The 16981-nt window shown below is 45.0% G+C and carries 18 protein-coding genes; 15 read left to right on the top strand and 3 right to left on the bottom strand.

From position 1 onward, the window contains the following. The 7 genes from MHO32_RS10835 to purF all read left to right on the top strand — a co-directional run. A partial coding sequence (locus tag MHO32_RS10835) for a FimV/HubP family polar landmark protein (RefSeq protein ID WP_336246145.1) occupies positions 1–975 on the top strand: 975 nt, incomplete at its 5' end. Between the two features lie 87 nt (positions 976–1062). Continuing rightward, positions 1063–1857: a tRNA pseudouridine(38-40) synthase TruA gene (gene truA, locus MHO32_RS10830; RefSeq protein WP_005452100.1), complete on the top strand. Its 795-nt coding sequence runs from the start codon at positions 1063–1065 to the stop codon at positions 1855–1857. 196 nt (positions 1858–2053) lie between these two features. Beyond that, positions 2054–2980 (top strand): acetyl-CoA carboxylase, carboxyltransferase subunit beta, encoded by a 927-nt coding sequence (accD, locus tag MHO32_RS10825; RefSeq protein ID WP_005452095.1) that lies wholly within the window; start codon positions 2054–2056, stop codon positions 2978–2980. A 46-nt stretch (positions 2981–3026) separates the two neighbouring features. After that, positions 3027–4289: a bifunctional tetrahydrofolate synthase/dihydrofolate synthase gene (folC, locus tag MHO32_RS10820; protein ID WP_005452094.1), complete on the top strand. Its 1263-nt coding sequence runs from the start codon at positions 3027–3029 to the stop codon at positions 4287–4289. Positions 4290–4303: 14 nt separating this feature from the next. After that, a complete protein-coding gene (locus tag MHO32_RS10815) occupies positions 4304–4900 on the top strand; it encodes an SPOR domain-containing protein (RefSeq protein ID WP_049536866.1) in 597 nt (198 codons plus the stop codon). A gap of 61 nt (positions 4901–4961) precedes the next feature. Further along, positions 4962–5453, top strand: a complete 492-nt coding sequence (locus MHO32_RS10810) for a CvpA family protein (protein ID WP_005432921.1) — start codon at positions 4962–4964, stop codon at positions 5451–5453. 36 nt (positions 5454–5489) lie between these two features. Continuing rightward, complete coding sequence (gene purF / locus MHO32_RS10805; protein WP_009698549.1) at positions 5490–7004, top strand: amidophosphoribosyltransferase; 1515 nt, start codon at positions 5490–5492, stop codon at positions 7002–7004. 75 nt (positions 7005–7079) lie between these two features. Here purF and MHO32_RS10800 read toward each other — a convergent pair whose 3' ends face one another. Beyond that, the gene (locus MHO32_RS10800) at positions 7080–7955 is read right to left on the bottom strand and encodes a LysR family transcriptional regulator (protein WP_005452091.1); all 876 of its coding nucleotides are present in this window, start codon (positions 7953–7955) and stop codon (positions 7080–7082) included. A gap of 284 nt (positions 7956–8239) precedes the next feature. Here MHO32_RS10800 and MHO32_RS10795 point away from each other — a divergent pair, with 284 nt between their 5' ends. From MHO32_RS10795 to recR, 7 genes are all read left to right on the top strand, one after another. Then, a complete protein-coding gene (locus MHO32_RS10795) occupies positions 8240–9346 on the top strand; it encodes a response regulator (protein WP_239211754.1) in 1107 nt (368 codons plus the stop codon). A gap of 227 nt (positions 9347–9573) precedes the next feature. After that, the gene (locus MHO32_RS25765; RefSeq protein ID WP_005452089.1) at positions 9574–9705 is read left to right on the top strand and encodes a hypothetical protein; all 132 of its coding nucleotides are present in this window, start codon (positions 9574–9576) and stop codon (positions 9703–9705) included. Positions 9706–9720: 15 nt separating this feature from the next. Beyond that, positions 9721–10125 (top strand): YbaN family protein, encoded by a 405-nt coding sequence (locus MHO32_RS10790; RefSeq protein ID WP_005452088.1) that lies wholly within the window; start codon positions 9721–9723, stop codon positions 10123–10125. Between the two features lie 166 nt (positions 10126–10291). After that, positions 10292–10837 (top strand): adenine phosphoribosyltransferase, encoded by a 546-nt coding sequence (gene apt, locus MHO32_RS10785; protein WP_005452085.1) that lies wholly within the window; start codon positions 10292–10294, stop codon positions 10835–10837. Positions 10838–10845: 8 nt separating this feature from the next. Then, complete coding sequence (gene dnaX / locus MHO32_RS10780) at positions 10846–13020, top strand: DNA polymerase III subunit gamma/tau (protein ID WP_239211751.1); 2175 nt, start codon at positions 10846–10848, stop codon at positions 13018–13020. Between the two features lie 82 nt (positions 13021–13102). Further along, a complete protein-coding gene (locus MHO32_RS10775; RefSeq protein ID WP_005432961.1) occupies positions 13103–13432 on the top strand; it encodes a YbaB/EbfC family nucleoid-associated protein in 330 nt (109 codons plus the stop codon). Positions 13433–13462: 30 nt separating this feature from the next. Further along, positions 13463–14062 (top strand): recombination mediator RecR, encoded by a 600-nt coding sequence (gene recR, locus MHO32_RS10770; RefSeq protein WP_017817816.1) that lies wholly within the window; start codon positions 13463–13465, stop codon positions 14060–14062. A 53-nt stretch (positions 14063–14115) separates the two neighbouring features. On the opposite strand, the gene aqpZ is transcribed toward recR, so the two are convergent. Further along, complete coding sequence (gene aqpZ / locus MHO32_RS10765; RefSeq protein ID WP_038899574.1) at positions 14116–14814, bottom strand: aquaporin Z; 699 nt, start codon at positions 14812–14814, stop codon at positions 14116–14118. A gap of 203 nt (positions 14815–15017) precedes the next feature. Further along, positions 15018–16277 (bottom strand): amino acid permease, encoded by a 1260-nt coding sequence (locus tag MHO32_RS10760; RefSeq protein WP_005452078.1) that lies wholly within the window; start codon positions 16275–16277, stop codon positions 15018–15020. A 315-nt stretch (positions 16278–16592) separates the two neighbouring features. On the opposite strand from MHO32_RS10760, the gene MHO32_RS10755 reads away from it, so the two are divergent. Further along, complete coding sequence (locus MHO32_RS10755; RefSeq protein WP_005452076.1) at positions 16593–16973, top strand: RidA family protein; 381 nt, start codon at positions 16593–16595, stop codon at positions 16971–16973. Positions 16974–16981 lie beyond the last annotated feature (8 nt).

Genomic DNA, 16981 nt, shown 5'->3' with positions numbered 1-16981 from the left:
GACGACTTAGAGCTTCCTGAATTCAGCGAAGAAGATGCGCTAGCGTCAATGGCAGAGGAGCCAGCGCTAACAGAATCGGAAACAGCCGATCTTGAAGCGCCAGTTGCGGAAGCAGAAGAAGAGTTCAACTTCGACGACTTAGAGCTTCCTGAATTCAGCGAAGAAGATGCGCTAGCGTCAATGGCAGAAGAGCCATCAACTGCTGAATCTGACACTATTAGTCCAGAAGCATCGAATGAGCGCTTAGAAACGCCTCAGCCAGTGTTGCAAGCTGACAATGACCACGATGCTTTGTTCGAAGTCTTTGCGCAACCAGAAGCTTTCAGTGCCGATGTGGAGCCAGAAGCGAACAATGCCTTTGAGTCAGAGTTAAATGACTTCGAAGAATCAGCGATGGCGAACCTGTTATCGGAAAATGCTGAATCTGAGGTCTTTGATGGCAAGCTAGATAGTGACACGATTGCAAGCGCTGGTATGGACTTCGAGACTATGCTGGATGTTGGTGATGACTGGGACGGCTTTAAACTGTCGCCAGAAAGCACTTCATCAGCAACAGAGGTACCAGAAGATCAGCGTGAAGTATGGAGTTCGTCTGACGCGTTAGCACAGCCAGAAATCGCGCAAGAAAACTGGGGTGAGCAAGAAGACTTAACGGACTTTGATCCTAAGAAGAATCAATTCATGACGATTGATGAGTTGATGGCGCAAGTGGACAAAGACGGTGGCGAGTTTGAAGAGCAAGATCTCAAACTCGATGTGGGTCTGAACGAATTTCCTGACGTGATTGGTGATATTGGCGATGTCGATGTAGATACCAATGCAGAAGCTGCAGGTAAGCTGGATCTCGCAAAAATCTACCTTGAGATGAACGATCCTCAAGGCGCGATTAAGTTGCTAGAAGAAGCGATTGTCTACGGAGAAGATGATATTCGCCGAGAGGCTAAAAACCTTATCGATACGATTAACGGTCGGTAACTAAAAGGGCAGCAAACGCTGCCCTTTTTGTATCTGGAAGGACTTACGTATATACTTCCCGCCCCATTTTAGAGTTCGAAGGTTAAAATGAGAATCGCATTAGGTATCGAATACAACGGTACAAACTACTTTGGCTGGCAACGTCAAAGAGAAGTGAAAAGCGTCCAAGAAGAGCTAGAAAAAGCATTGTCTGTGGTAGCGAATCACCCTGTTGAAGTTCAGTGTGCAGGTCGTACAGACGCTGGTGTGCATGGCACTGGTCAGGTTGTTCACTTTGACACCAACGTGAGTCGTAAAATGGTGGCTTGGACTATGGGTGCAAATGCAAACATGCCAAGTGATATCGCTGTCCGCTGGGCAGTGGAAGTGAACGATGACTTTCATGCTCGATTCTCTGCAACTGCGCGTCGTTATCGCTACATCATCTTCAATCATGCACTGCGTCCAGGTATTTTGAATTCTGGGGTGAGCCACTACCATGGTGAACTCGACGAGAAGAAAATGCATGAAGCAGGGCAGTATCTATTGGGTGAGAACGACTTTAGCTCATTCCGTGCTGCGCATTGCCAATCATTGAGCCCATTCCGTAACTTGATGCACCTTAACGTAACTCGTCATGGTGACTACATCGTGATTGATATCAAAGCCAATGCATTTGTTCATCATATGGTGCGCAACATCACCGGTAGCTTGATCAAAGTGGGTCGTGGTGAAGAAAAACCAGAATGGATAAAATGGCTACTAGAAGCGAAAGACCGCAAATTAGCAGGCGCGACCGCCAAAGCTGAAGGCTTATATTTGGTGGATGTGGACTACCCAGAAGAGTTTGGATTGCCACGAGTGCCGATCGGTCCGTTGTTTTTGCCAGATAATTTGAACTAAATTTGCGATTTTGTTTCAAAATATCGGTACTTTAGGCTGGATACGTGCTGAAACTGTGCGTTATTAATGATATCAAAAATAGGTACAACCAGTTTTTTATCTACAGTCGCGGCAAGATATGTTTTAATCCATCCGCAATATTCCCGAATTTATATCTTTCGCAATGAAGCGGAAGAGTTGAGAGAAAAGGTCTTCCATGAGTTGGCTTGAAAAGATTTTAGAGAAAAGCAACCTAGTAAGTTCACGTAAAGCTTCTATTCCTGAAGGCGTGTGGACCAAATGTACTTCTTGTGAGCAGGTTTTATACCACGCTGAGCTTGAGCGTAACCTAGAAGTTTGTCCTAAGTGTAACCATCACATGCGTATGAAAGCGCGCCGTCGTCTAGAAACATTCCTAGATGAAGGTAACCGTGTGGAACTTGGTACTGAGCTTGAGCCGCAAGATAAACTGAAGTTTAAAGATTCTAAACGCTACAAAGAGCGTATCTCTGCTGCACAAAAGAGCAGTGGTGAGAAAGATGCACTGATCGTAATGCAAGGTGAATTGTTGGGCATGCCACTAGTGGCGTGTGCTTTTGAGTTCTCTTTCATGGGCGGTTCAATGGGTTCTGTTGTTGGTGCGCGCTTTGTAAAAGCAGTAGAAGCAGCAATTGAAAACAACTGTGCACTTGTTTGTTTCTCAGCAAGTGGTGGTGCGCGTATGCAGGAGGCGTTGATGTCTCTAATGCAAATGGCGAAAACCAGTGCGGCACTTGAGCGTCTTTCTGAGAAAGGCTTGCCATTCATCTCTGTACTGACTGACCCAACAATGGGCGGTGTATCAGCAAGTTTGGCAATGCTAGGTGACATCAACATTGGTGAACCTAAAGCACTTATCGGCTTTGCTGGTCGCCGTGTAATTGAACAGACAGTACGTGAAGATCTTCCTGAAGGCTTCCAACGTAGCGAGTTCCTTCTTGAGCACGGTGCGATCGATATGATCGTTGACCGTCGTGAAATGCGTCAGCGTGTGGGTGGTCTAGTAGCTAAGCTAACTAACCACAAGTCTCCTATGGTGGTTTCGGTTAACGAATCTCCAAATGAAGAGCCATATTCTGTACCAGAAGCGGACGAAAAAGGGTAAAGTATCAACTAACATAAAAACCAAAGAAATTAATGGTTAAAGTTAGATGACCCAAAACTCTATTCCTCAAGCCACATCTCCTCTAACGATGTGGCTTGATTATTTAACAAATCTCCACACTTCAGCGATTGACCTTGGCTTAGACCGCGTTCAAGCGGTAGCGCAAAAGGCTAACCTTACCAAACCAGCTCCTACTGTGATTACTGTTGCCGGCACCAATGGCAAGGGCTCAACATGTGCGTTGATGGAAGCCATTCTATTAGATGCCGGTTACTCTGTCGGTGTTTACAGTTCACCACACCTGATTCGCTACAATGAGCGAGTACGTATCAATGGCGTCGATGCAGAAGATAGCAAACACTGTGAGGCGTTCGATTACATCGAAAAACAGCGCGGCGAGATAAGCCTAAGTTTGTTTGAATTTGGTACGTTAGCGGCACTTCGTATTTTCCAAGTTGAGAAAGTGGATGTGGTCCTGTTAGAAGTTGGTCTAGGTGGACGCTTAGACGCGACTAATGTGGTTGACCATGACGTGTCTGTTATCACTAGCTTGGCTATCGACCATGTTGATTGGCTGGGCGATGACATCAATGTGATTGGCTTCGAGAAAGCCGGTATTTACCGTGCGGGCAAACCTGCAATTTGTGGTCAGCCAACACCGCCGGCGACGGTTGCTGCCCATGCTGATGATATTCAAGCTGAGTTTTTCCAAGTCGGTATTCAATTTGATTACCAGATAACTGAGAAAGGTTGGAAGTGGAGCAGTGGCGCATTTGATTTAGAAGATCTGCCATTGCCATCTCTACCGTTACCGAATGCAGCAACAGCGTTAATGGCTCTCGGCGCGTCAGAATTGCAAATCACTGACATTAATATCGTTAATGGCTTGAATAATGCTCGCTTGGCTGGCCGAATGCAGGTTTTGCAAACGGGTCCGGAAATCGTCCTTGATGTTGCACACAACCCTCATTCAGCTGAATACTTGGTTGAGAAGGTGAAGCGTCAATATGCGGATAAGAACATCCACGTTGTGGTTGCTATGCTGCATGATAAAGACATCAAAGCAACAATCGAAGCATTAACTCCAATTGCAACGCAATGGTATCCAGCATCGCTGACAGGTCCACGAGCAGCGACAGCAGATGAACTGTGCCAATACTTACCTCAAGGTCAAGTTGAGTTCCAAGCTCCAGTAGAGGCGTTTGAGAGCGCGAAGACTCACGCAGCTCACGACGATGTCATTTTGGTGGTTGGTTCCTTCCATACTGTGGGCGAGGTGTTGGAGCATTGGCAATCAAATAATGAGTAATCAAAGGTAATTTGATGGCAAGTAAATTCCAAAGTCGTTTAGTCGGCACCATCATTCTAGTAGCGGTGGGGGTCATTGTGCTCCCTGACGTCCTAGATGGTAAGAAACTGCACTACAAAGAAGAGTTTGCCAGCATTCCTATCAAACCAGAACTTGATAGCGATGTGGAAAACTTTGAAATCTTGGAACCTGAAGAAGACAACGTTTCGTTACCAGAATCTCCGGTAACTGCGACGGTGGATGAATCTGAAGTGTCTCCAGCTGACGTTTCTGTACCAAAAACAGAGCCTGCCACTCAACCTGAACACGCGAACAAGCAGCCTGAAAAGGTAGAGGTCGCTGTTCGTCCGGTTGAAGAAAAAAATCAATATGAGGATTCGGCTTGGATCATTCAATTGATGGCACTGAAAAATCATGAGAATGCAGTTGCATTGGTAGAGGATTTACAGAAGCGCGGGTATCAAGCTCATGTAAAAAAAGAGAATACCTTTACTCGAGTAATTGTTGGTCCTGATGTATCAAAAAGTAAACTTGAACGACAGGTCAAGGAATTACAAAAAATTACAGGCTCAAAAGGTCAATTGCTTAAATTTAAGCCATTAAATCCATAAGAAAACGTTTGCGTCAGCATTTTTTCTGTTAAAATGCGCGCCAACTTAAGATGAAGAAAACATGAATTGGTTAGATTTTGTCATTTTAGGTGTGATCGGATTTTCAGCTCTGATCAGTTTAGTTCGCGGTTTTGCTAAAGAAGCTTTGTCTTTGGTGATTTGGTTCGGAGCATTTTTTATCTCCAGTAACTACTACGCCAAATTGGCGGTGTACTTCACCAACATCGAAGATGAAATGTTTCGAAACGGAGCCGCAATTGCGGCGTTATTCGTCGCAACCCTAGTGGTTGGTGCAGTGGTGAATTACGTCATTGGTCAACTGGTACAAAAAACAGGGCTATCAGGAACCGATCGAATTCTCGGTGTGGTGTTTGGTGGTTTACGCGGAGTACTGATTGTTTCTGCGGTGCTGTTTTTTATGGATGCGTTTACTGCATTCCCAAGCTCGGATTGGTGGAAAGAGTCACAGTTGGTCCCTGAGTTCAGCCGTATCATCGCCCCATTCTTCGAGCATTTAAAAGCAACATCAAGTTTTCTGTCTGGCACTATCTAGTAGTGCCAGCTACTGTCGCAAATCGAGGATTAGGACATGTGTGGTATTGTTGGAATCGTGGGCACAACGCCTGTAAACCAGTCTATTTATGACGCGTTAACGGTGTTACAGCATCGTGGCCAAGATGCCGCTGGTATTTGTACCATAGAAAGCAATCGTTTTCGTCTGCGCAAGGCGAACGGTTTAGTGAAGGATGTGTTCGAAGCAAGACACATGCAACGCTTGCAAGGTGAGGTGGGTATTGGTCATGTTCGTTACCCTACTGCAGGTAGCTCAAGCGCCTCAGAAGCTCAACCTTTCTACGTAAACTCTCCTTTCGGTATTACACTTGCCCACAACGGTAACCTGACAAACGCTCATGAAGTTCGTCAGAAACTGTTTGAAAAAGACCGCCGCCATATCAACACCACTTCAGACTCAGAAGTGTTACTTAATGTACTGGCTCATGAAATCGACACCGTTAAAGGTAACGTGACTTCTGAAGACGTGTTCCGCGCGGTGACTAATGTGCATCGCACTATTCGTGGTGCATACGCAGTAACAGCGATGATCATTGGTCACGGTATGATTGCATTTCGTGACCCTCACGGCATTCGTCCTCTTTGTCTTGGCAAGCGAGAAGTAAACGGCAGAACAGAGTATATGGTGGCGTCAGAATCTGTCGCATTGGATGCTGTTGGCTTCGATTTTGTTCGCGACGTGGCGCCTGGTGAGGCAATTTACGCGACATTTGACGGTGAGCTATACACTAAGCAGTGTGCTGACAACCCTAAGCTGAACCCATGTATTTTTGAGTTCGTTTACTTTGCTCGTCCAGATTCATTCATCGATAAGATTTCAGTGTACAGTGCTCGTGTTGAAATGGGTAAGAAGCTCGGTGAGCGTATCAGCGAAGACTACGCAGATTTAGACATCGACGTGGTTATTCCTATTCCAGAAACATCTTGCGATATCGCACTGCAAATTGCTCAAGCGATTGATAAGCCATACCGCCAAGGTTTTGTGAAAAACCGTTACGTAGGTCGTACCTTTATCATGCCGGGACAACAGCAACGTAAGAAGTCGGTACGTCGCAAGCTCAATGCGATCCGCTCTGAGTTCAAGGGCAAAAATGTCCTGCTAGTCGATGACTCTATCGTACGTGGTACGACTTCAGAGCAGATCATTGAGATGGCTCGTGATTCCGGTGCGAACAAAGTGTTTATGGTTTCTGCCGCGCCAGAAGTTCGTTTCCCGAATGTTTACGGTATCGACATGCCAAGCGCAACAGAACTGATTGCTCATGGACGCGATAACGAGACCATCTGCAAGCAAATCGGTGCGGATGCTCTGATTTATCAACGTCTCGATGATTTAGTCGAGGCAGTTGGTCTTGGTAACCAAGACATCACTACGTTTGATACATCCGTATTTAACGGTGAGTACGTGACGGGTGATATTGACCAGCAATATCTGGATTTCCTTGATGGTCTGCGCAACGATGATGCGAAAACACAGCGCGAAATCCAGCAAGACCTAGCAAACTTAGAGTTGCACAACGAAGGCGCTTAAATCGCACTTCTCAAGAGATAAAAAAACCAGAGCTTCGGCTCTGGTTTTTGTTTTCTATCGGCTTCTGTTTTTAGCTTAGTGAATGTTGTAAGCAATCACGAAGTCGATGAATAAGCGTACCTTTTCAGGTAAGTGGTCTTTGTGGTTGTAGAGCATGTAGATGTCACGCGGGTTTGCGCTCCAATCTGGTAGTACGCGCACAAGATCGCCGCTTTCGATGTACTCTTTGATCATCACGTCAGGCATCAAAGTAATACCTAAACCTTCTGAACAAGAGCTACGAACCACGTTAAGTGCGTTTGCTTGAAAACGACCGCGCTCTACGTTCACCACAGACTCTCCTTTGCTGTTAATCAGTGTCCACTTGATAAGCGGTGAGCCTTTTAGCAAAGAGTGGTTAGAAAGCTCCTCAGCGTGATTTGGAGCTGGGTTCGCCGTTAAGTAGTCAGGGCTTGCAACCAAAATATCTTTTACTTCACCAATTTTGCGTGCAATCAGACTTGAATCACGTTGCGGACCAACACGGAAGATCACGTCCCATTCGGTCGGATCAAGTTGATCCGCATTGCTTTCCGTCGTCAACTCAATGTTGATATCTGGGTACTGCTTCATGAACGAATTGAACATTGGCATCATCATGCGCTTCGTCAGATTGTACGGCGCAGAAATTTTGATTTTGCCCGATGCACCGCGGCAGTCATCCGTAATTTCCTCAGCTGTCGAGGTTAGGCGTTGCAGCAGAGGTGAGCATTCATGGTAAAAGCGTTCTCCAGCTTCAGTGAGAGAAAGCTTACGCGCATGACGGTTCAGCAATCGAAGATTGACAGAGTCTTCTAGCGCTTGAATGCGTCGGGTGATGGTTGCCACCGGAATCATGGTTTTTCGCGAAGTTGCGGTATAGCTCCCATTTTCGACAACCAATCGAAACAGGTTTAGATCATCTAATTTCATATTTCCAGACACATTAAATTACCGTTTATGGCTAATTTATAATTAACTTTGTGATCAAAGTTTGCTTTAAGTCAACATGTTGCACCATTTGAACACAGCAGGACGCTCTTAGTAAATACTGATAAACCATGGAATATTTGTATAAACGTCAATTTAAGGCTACGGTTTATAACAAGGTGAAAGGGCCTGACGTCTTGCTGCACAACGTTTTGTAAGATGTGAATACAACAAAAATAATAACGTATAAATTTGTTTTTTGACTGAGCTTTGTGAGGTGCAAAGGTATGTTTAAGACTCACGGTCAAACGGCAATGGTCTCGGCGCAGGAAGTGGTCAATCACAAGCTCATCATGTTGGTGGACGATGACCCCATATTTCGTAGAGTAACTAGTGCCTATTTAGAAAGTCAGGGTTACAAGGTAGTAGAAGCTAAAAACGGTTTAGAAGCACTGCAGCAATTGCGTGAGTGCGAGCCTGACCTTGTCTTATGCGACTTATCCATGCCCGTTTTAGACGGAATCGAGTTTGTGGAGGAAGTAAGCCTAGAATATCCATCGATGCCATTGATCGTGGTGTCAGGTACAGACGAAATGTCTGACGTGGCAAAAGCGCTTCGATTTGGTATCAAAGACTTCCTACCAAAACCTATTGGAAATTATCACCATCTCTCTCAAGCGATTGACAATACGCTGGAAGATTCGGACTGCCACTTTGCAGAACAACGAGATTTTTCGAGCCAGTGGTTCCGAGTTGATGATGGTGGAGAGATGCCAGATGACCAAGAGCTTCATTGGCATCTTGAGTATCTACAGCAAAACCCGAATGCAGCGCGTGATTTGTTGCACGCTCTATTGCCTGAGAAAGACACCTCTCAGGGAGATTGGAAGTGCTCGTACCGATTACTGCAATCGACAGACGTGATGCCATTGGTGTTTGACTACCGATGGTTAATGAACGGGCAATTTGCTTTCTACCTTGTGGATTCGGCTTCACTGCAGCAAGACGGCGTAGCAACCACATTACTGGTGAGAGCTCTGTTTGATGATTATCTACGCAACTTAAAAAGTTTTAGTGCCGATCTTAAAGACATGGTTGAGATCATTGAAAAGGGCATACAATGTTCAGAGTGTGCAGGTGCAGTAAATGCAGTGTTCGGCGTGGCTGATTTAGCATCATCGTCAGTCTCTATATTGCCGGCAGGTCTGGACAGTCAGTGGTCTGATGGACATGTTAATCAACACATCGCGGCCGGCAATCGTCTTGGCGATGGTAGTATGAAGAATTTTATTACCCGCGAACTTCCAATTACCACAGGTGGACAGCTTTCAATTGGCTGCTTAGGGACCTCAAGCTTTAGCCTAAACATTGTACGATTGAATCGTTTAATGTAATGAATTCAGAAATTCACGAGCAGCACTCATGTGCTGCTTTTTTTATTGTTTAAAATCCTATATCTTATTAATAATCATTCTCACAATAGCCTTACTTTTTGTTGGTGTTTAGCGTTTGCTGTTTAAGGTATAGTCAGCGCTTAAAACAATAATGACCCATTTGCGTAACGATAATTTAACGATATGTGATTGGGAGAAAGCTAAGTCAACAAGTGAGAAGAAGCATCATGGCAGACAAAGATTTTAAAGAGCCTTATAATATTTTTTACTTTTTAGGTTTCATTGCAGTTCTTTTGATCCCAACTTTACCTGCAACGCTAACCTGGATTCGCGTACTAAACGGTTACGCAGGTTTTTAATTAAACGATTGTTTTTTGGAGTCCACCATTCGTATTAAGCGTTACTTTTTCAATATTGCTGGTGGACTCTGCATGATACTTGGCATTGCTGGTATCGTCCTTCCATTACTTCCAACCACACCTTTTATTCTATTAGCCAGCGCCTGTTTTATGCGTGGTAGTCCTGCTTTTCATCGTTGGTTGCATGAGCATAAAACGTTCGGACCTATGCTAGAAAACTGGCACAAACACCGAGCGGTTACACGAAAAGTGAAGCAGCGTGGTGCTGTATTTATCGTGCTCAGTTTTACCGTATCTATTCTGGTTGCTCCCATTGTCTGGGTAAAAATTGCGCTTTTAGTGATGCTAATCGTTTTACTGAGCTGGTTTATGCGTCTACCTGTGACTGAGCTGGTTGCTGACCGAGAAGAAAATCACTAAGATTGTAGAGAATAGTGTGCCCGCTCTTCGAGTGGGCGTTTGTATTTTCAGCGCCTGTAACTTTTAAAATAATGAGTACGTCGCGCTGAAAACCTATTGTTTATTGCCCTCATATATACTGCGATAAGAACAGAGGGTGATGAGCCAATCTAAGTAAATCGGTATTATGACTACAGAAACAATTTCGCTGATCAAATCTAGCATCAAAAGCATCCAAGATTACCCAAAACCAGGCATTCTTTTCCGCGACGTAACTAGCCTACTGGAAGACGCAAAAGCGTACCAAGCAACGATTAACCTATTAGTTGAACGTTACAAAGACATGGGCTTCACGAAAGTGGTCGGTACAGAAGCTCGTGGTTTCCTATTTGGTGCGCCTCTAGCACTTGAACTGGGTGTGGGTTTTGTCCCTGTGCGTAAGCCAGGCAAACTACCTCGTCCTACTGTGGCTCAGTCTTATGAGCTTGAGTACGGTGTGGATACGCTAGAGATTCATACTGATGCAATCGTAGAAGGCGATAAAGTATTGGTTGTTGACGATCTGCTAGCGACTGGCGGTACAATCGAAGCAACAACAAAACTGATCCGTCAGCTTGGCGGTGAATTAGAGCACGCTGCGTTCGTTATTAACCTACCAGAAATTGGTGGTGATAAGCGCCTAGAAGGTCTAGGTCTTAACGTATACAGCATTTGCGAGTTTGAAGGACACTAATACATTCAATGAGTTATTTAGCTTTAGCGCGAAAATGGCGTCCTAACAAGTTTGATCAAGTGGTTGGACAAAGTCATGTCTTAACTGCTCTGGAAAACGCGTTAGCGCAAAATCGCTTACACCATGCGTACCTATTCAGTGGCACGCGAGGCGTTGGTAAAACGTCAATTGGCCGCCTGTTCGCTAAGGGCTTGAACTGCGAAACAGGGATCACTGCTAACCCTTGTGGGAAATGTGATACTTGTCGTGAGATTGATGAGGGTCGCTTTGTAGACTTACTTGAAATCGACGCAGCTTCTCGTACTAAAGTTGAAGATACTCGTGAACTGTTAGACAACGTTCAATACAAACCCGCGCGCGGACGTTTTAAAGTGTACCTCATCGATGAGGTACACATGCTTTCGCGTCACTCTTTCAACGCGCTGTTAAAGACATTGGAAGAGCCGCCAGAGTATGTGAAGTTCTTGTTGGCAACGACAGATCCACAGAAACTGCCAGTGACGATTTTGTCACGTTGTTTGCAGTTCCATCTTAAGCCAATCAGTGTTGATGATATCCATCAGCAACTTGACCATATTCTGGAAAAAGAACAAGTCTCTGCAGAAGCAAGAGCACTTGGCATGATCTCGCACGCTGCAGATGGCAGTATGCGCGATGCACTGAGCTTAACTGACCAAGCTATCGCCCTTGGTAACGGTACGATTCAAACTGACATCGTTAGCCATATGCTGGGTACGATTGATACAGACCAAGCTATCCATTTGCTGGAATCAATCAGTAGTAAGCAACCTCAACAAGCGATGGATAAAATCCAACTACTCGCATCAAATGGTGTAGAGTGGGATGGGTTACTACAGCAATTAGCTTCTCAGCTTCATCGTGTTGCGATGCACCAAGCTCTGCCTTCGACTTTGGACCAATCGCAGCCTGATGCTGAAAAAATTGAATTATTAAGTAAAGCTCTGACACCGCAAGATGTTCAGCTTTACTACCAGATCGCCTTGAAAGGTCGTGAAGACCTGACGCTGTCACCAAATGGTCGCGTCGGCATGGAAATGATTGTATTGCGTATGATGGCATTCCGTCCGTCAGCAAATAACAACGCAAACGTAATTTCTACCTCATCGCAGCCTCAAGTCGCGCCGACTGCGACAGTGAGCCAACCACAAATTGCTCCACAACAGCAATCACCTCAACTGCAGCCATCGAAGCAACAAACACCTGCAGCACAAGCGCCAATGCAGCAGATGCAAAGCCGCCCAGCGCAATCAGCGCCACAGCATGCAGCTTCTCAACCGATGAGCCAACCAGCGACGCAGAACGAAGCGCCACAGTATCAACCTGAGTATCAGGGTGGATACGATATGGCACCACCGCAATATGACATGGCTCCACCAATGAGTGAGAATCCTGCGCCAACGCAGCACGCTCCTCAACAGGCTCAGCCACAACAAAGTGCGCCTTCTCGCGGTAATTTGAGTGGTTTACGCCATCAATTGCGCTCACAGCGTCAAGGACAACAACAAGCAACAACTCCGACTGGTGGTCCAAAAAAGCCTAAAGCGGCACCTGCACAAAAAGAATCGGTTATTGACCGTTTAGCGCAATTGCATGGCAATTCTGCGCAGGTGTCGCCTAAATCTACTCCTCAAGCTGAAAATCAAGAGCCGGAGGATGAGGCATACCGTTGGCGACCAACAAAACCGGTCGAAAAGAAAGCCAATACGGAACTGACACCGACGCAGCTCAAACAAGCGTTAGAACATGAAAAAACGCCAGAAATGGCGCAAAAGCTGGTGGATGAATCTCTAGAAAGAAGTGAATGGGCGAATCTAATTAGCCAAATGGACACACCTAAATTGGTGGAACAATTGGCTTTGAACTCGCACTTTGATAAAGAAGGTTCAACGGTTTCACTACAATTAAGAGGCAATCAAGCTCACCTCAACACCGATAGAGCGCAGAGCGAGTTATTAAATGCTCTCAATACAGTGCTAGGGGAAGAGTGCCATTTAAGCATTGATGTCGGTGAAAATGGTGAAACCCCGCTAGAGTTAAGAGATAGGCTCTACCAAGAGAAATTACAACAGGCTCTGATCAGTTTAGAAAACGATCCACACGTACAGTTCATCGAACGTCGATTTACAGCAGAGCTTGATAAAGATAGTGTACGCCCTATCTAAAAATTGAACGGAATGGGGTTGAAAACGTAAAGTGATAACCCCATTAACAGATGCAACACCTAATTAAACCAGAGAGATAAACATGTTTGGTAAAGGCGGTATGGGCAACCTAATGAAGCAAGCCCAGCAAATGCAAGATCGCATGCAAAAGCTTCAAGAAGAAATCGCGAATATGGAAGTAACTGGCGAGTCTGGTGCTGGTCTAGTTAAAGTTACAATCACTGGCAGTCACAGTGTGCGTCGTGTAGAAATCGATGAAAGTCTGATGGAAGACGACAAAGAGATGCTAGAAGATCTAATCGCTGCAGCATTCAACGATGCAGCACGTCGCGTTGAAGAGACTCAAAAAGAGAAAATGGCTTCTGTAACTGGCGGTATGCAACTACCACCAGGTATGAAAATGCCATTCTAATCTGCTGAATTCTAACTAAGCGGATTTTCAATGCGTACCAGTCATATGCTGGAACAATTGATGGAGGCCTTACGTTGTCTACCTGGGGTAGGTCCCAAGTCGGCGCAACGTATGGCCTTTCATTTGTTACAGCGTGATAGAAAAGGCGGTCTGCAACTAGCAGACGCGCTGAGCCAAGCAATGACAGAAATCGGTCATTGCACCGAGTGTCGTACCTTCACTGAAGAAGAAATTTGTCATATTTGTACTAACCCAAAACGCCAAGAAAACGGTCAAATTTGTGTAGTAGAAAGCCCGGCAGACATCGCTGCAGTAGAAGCGACCGGTCAATACTCAGGTCGATACTTTGTACTTATGGGGCACTTATCACCGCTGGACGGAATTGGTCCAAGTGATATTGGTCTTGATGTTCTTGACTACCGTCTGCGCCGAGGTGATATTTCTGAAGTGATCCTTGCTACCAACCCTACGGTAGAAGGGGAAGCAACAGCACACTACATTGCAGAATTATGTAAAGAACACCAAGTCGACGCCAGCCGCATTGCACATGGTGTACCTGTAGGTGGGGAGCTTGAGCTCGTAGATGGGACAACCTTGTCACACTCACTCTTAGGTCGACACAAGATTTAATAAAAAAGCCGCTGAATTCAGCGGCTTTTTTGATCTTGCGGTTTGATAATCAATTAGTCGTTTGATTCTACACCTAGAAGATTCTTATAGATAAGCGCACCTAAGATACCACCAACAATTGGTGCTACCCAGAATAGCCAAAGCTGAGAAACTGCCCAATCGCCAACAAATACGGCAACACCAGTACTACGCGCAGGGTTAACGGATGTATTCGTTACAGGGATACTGATCAAGTGAATCAGGGTTAAACATAGACCAATCGCGATAGGTGCAAATCCCTGAGGAGCACGTTTGTCGGTCGCGCCCATGATCACGATAAGGAACATCATTGTCATCACAACTTCTGTTACAAGTGCTGCTACCATTGAGTACTGACCTGGAGAATGTTCACCGTAGCCATTTGATGCGAAGCCAGAACCAACTACATCAAAGCCAGCTTGACCTGTTGCAATAATGTAGAGCACACCGCCTGCAATCACGCCACCAATCACTTGTGCGATGATATAAGGGATAACGTCTTTGGTATCAAAACGACCGCCAGCCCATAAACCGACTGTTACAGCTGGGTTTAAATGACAACCTGAGATATGACCAATCGCAAATGCCATGGTGAGTACGGTTAAGCCGAACGCAAGAGAAACACCTAGTAGACCGATGCCAATATCTGGAAAGCCCGCAGCTAATACCGCACTGCCGCAACCACCAAGCACTAACCAAAAAGTACCAAAAACCTCTGCCATGTATTTATTCATGTTGTTTCCTATTTCGGATTTAGATTACCCGCTGAACATAGTAGAGAATTGTCAGAAAAGTGTGATTCGAAGCACGGAAATTAAGCGAATAACCAGATCGGCGGGTTTTTGTCTCAGATATGAAACGAAATACTCTATGAAGTGGAAACGTAGAGAACCTCGGTCATCATCATGAAGACGAATAACCGAGGTGAGAGGAAGGGTTAACTAAATGCGATGAAAGGTGAGATACACAGTAGAATACCTGTCGCAATGATTAGGTAGAGTGAAGCACCTTTGTATTTATGCAGTGAAGGAACTTGATACACCAAGTACGCAGGGATCAAACAACCAATCAAACCAAAGATCGGGCTACATATTGAAGTAAAACTCAATACTGGCAAGTTCAACACGATAGCGCCCCAAGCCATCAAAATAGCAAATAGAATGATGCCTTTGGTTACCAAATTACGGTTAATCTGCTCTTCAGGCATGACTTTCTTAAGAGCCAGCATTGCAAGACCTTGGCAAGAATCGCGGAACCCTAGGTACACCCCAAAGAACGCCGTCATAACAGAGAAAATGTTCAACATTAAGCTAAGCAATTTCAATGTTGTCCCGTCCATACCCTGTGCGACCATCGCTAATGCAGAGATGTTCTCTTCAGCTGCTTTTACTGCTTGATCGTGAGACATCGCAAGGGTGAACGAGATTGCATAGAAGAACACGGTGACAAACAGAATACCGAAAGCAATCTTCATCGCACGCATCGCTTTAAAACGCGCAACCTCAATTGATTTTTCTTTAGAGCGGTAAGAGATAACCATTGGGCTCAAGCTTTGAATAAACAAGATTGAAGTAAGAGTGAAGGGCAATAGTTCAATGGCGTCTTTCAAACCTGCACCTGCCGCAGGTACAGAGCCGACGTTAGCAAAGTCCCACTTTTCAATCATCATCACGCCAAGTAAGGCAACGGTACATAACTTGATCAAAACCAGACCAGTGCTCACTTTAAATAAGATCTTTTCACCACGTGACGCGATGGCCACTAAAGCACAAACTAAAGCAAGACCATACAGCGGGTTTTCCGACAATAGCCCCTTAGTGATGCCAAAGCTATGTAGGAAAGAGGCTGAGTCATTGTTGATTGCTGTGGAGTAAACGAACACCCAAATCACCAGCATGATGAAGTAGAGTATCCCCAACAGAGCCCCCCATTTATTTCCTAGGTACCCTGAAATGACACCAGCGTAGTCTTGGCATTTTGGTGACGTCGATAAGGTGTTAATGAATAATCGTTGGAATAAGTACATGGCAGGGTAACCAATAACTGCCGAAGCAAGGAATACCCAAATGCCCAGTACACCAACTTTTACAGGAAGAAAAACAATACCAGCACCGATTGCCATGCCGATACTCATGATCACCCAACCCCAGTCTGTGCTGTCAAACTTGGTTGCGGCTTTCCATTCTTCTACGGTCATTCCCGCCTTAACGTGAGGCGGCTCTTTGGTTATTGGAAGAGTTTGTGTAGGTACAGTAACGCTCATTGTCGTTGTCTCTTTGTTAGTATGAATTTTTCTCAAATCTATTTGAGAAAAAGAACAACAACAATTTTTTTGTGGAAAATTCAGATAAATTTGAGATCTCGGCAAAAATACTCAATAAAATCTGAAAAAAGATCGATTTATGTGATCTGAAGTAGTTGTTGTATTCGCATATAGTTGAAAGAATAGCTTTGAAATGAAAACTTACTTAAGAGTTTTCTTATTAAAATTAAAAATTATGTGAGGATTAAAATGAAAGAATTGATTACTTCAGAGCACGCTCCAGCTGCTATTGGCCCTTATTCGCACGGCACTGCTTACGGAGACTTGATTTTTACGTCTGGTCAACTGCCAGTTGATAGTGCAGTAGGCAAAGTAGTTGAGGGGGGCATTACTGCTCAGAGTCATCAATCTTTGACGAACCTAAAACACGTCTTAGAAGCAGGCGGTGGTAGCATTGACACTGTTTTGAAAACAACTTGTTATTTGGCGAACATCAGTGACTTTGCTGAGTTTAACAAAGTCTATGCTGAGTTCTTTAATAAAGAGTGTCCTGCGCGCAGCTGCTTTGCGGTAAAAGATCTTCCGCTAGGCGTATTGATTGAAGTTGAAGCGATTGCTTGCAAAAAGTAATACGGAGA

The sequence above is a fragment of the Vibrio sp. MMH1-50 genome, from assembly GCF_022347645.1.
Classification (GTDB): Bacteria; Pseudomonadota; Gammaproteobacteria; order Enterobacterales; family Vibrionaceae; genus Vibrio; species Vibrio harveyi.
Note: the sequence above shows the minus strand (reverse complement) of the source record. Positions and strands in the feature narration are given on the sequence as shown.

Excerpts from the sequence above, each read along its gene's own strand:
- truA (WP_005452100.1), top strand. The coding sequence starts at position 1,063 with ATGAGAATCGCATTAGGTATCGAATACAACGGTACAAACTACTTTGGC.
- MHO32_RS10795 (WP_239211754.1), top strand. The coding sequence starts at position 8,240 with ATGTTTAAGACTCACGGTCAAACGGCAATGGTCTCGGCGCAGGAAGTG.
- dnaX (WP_239211751.1), top strand. The coding sequence starts at position 10,846 with ATGAGTTATTTAGCTTTAGCGCGAAAATGGCGTCCTAACAAGTTTGAT.
- MHO32_RS10815 (WP_049536866.1), top strand. The coding sequence starts at position 4,304 with ATGGCAAGTAAATTCCAAAGTCGTTTAGTCGGCACCATCATTCTAGTA.
- MHO32_RS10775 (WP_005432961.1), top strand. The coding sequence starts at position 13,103 with ATGTTTGGTAAAGGCGGTATGGGCAACCTAATGAAGCAAGCCCAGCAA.
- recR (WP_017817816.1), top strand. The coding sequence starts at position 13,463 with ATGCGTACCAGTCATATGCTGGAACAATTGATGGAGGCCTTACGTTGT.
- purF (WP_009698549.1), top strand. The coding sequence starts at position 5,490 with ATGTGTGGTATTGTTGGAATCGTGGGCACAACGCCTGTAAACCAGTCT.
- folC (WP_005452094.1), top strand. The coding sequence starts at position 3,027 with ATGACCCAAAACTCTATTCCTCAAGCCACATCTCCTCTAACGATGTGG.
- MHO32_RS25765 (WP_005452089.1), top strand. The coding sequence starts at position 9,574 with ATGGCAGACAAAGATTTTAAAGAGCCTTATAATATTTTTTACTTTTTA.
- MHO32_RS10755 (WP_005452076.1), top strand. The coding sequence starts at position 16,593 with ATGAAAGAATTGATTACTTCAGAGCACGCTCCAGCTGCTATTGGCCCT.
- apt (WP_005452085.1), top strand. The coding sequence starts at position 10,292 with ATGACTACAGAAACAATTTCGCTGATCAAATCTAGCATCAAAAGCATC.
- MHO32_RS10810 (WP_005432921.1), top strand. The coding sequence starts at position 4,962 with ATGAATTGGTTAGATTTTGTCATTTTAGGTGTGATCGGATTTTCAGCT.
- MHO32_RS10800 (WP_005452091.1), bottom strand. The coding sequence starts at position 7,955 with ATGAAATTAGATGATCTAAACCTGTTTCGATTGGTTGTCGAAAATGGG.
- MHO32_RS10760 (WP_005452078.1), bottom strand. The coding sequence starts at position 16,277 with ATGACCGTAGAAGAATGGAAAGCCGCAACCAAGTTTGACAGCACAGAC.
- accD (WP_005452095.1), top strand. The coding sequence starts at position 2,054 with ATGAGTTGGCTTGAAAAGATTTTAGAGAAAAGCAACCTAGTAAGTTCA.
- aqpZ (WP_038899574.1), bottom strand. The coding sequence starts at position 14,814 with ATGAATAAATACATGGCAGAGGTTTTTGGTACTTTTTGGTTAGTGCTT.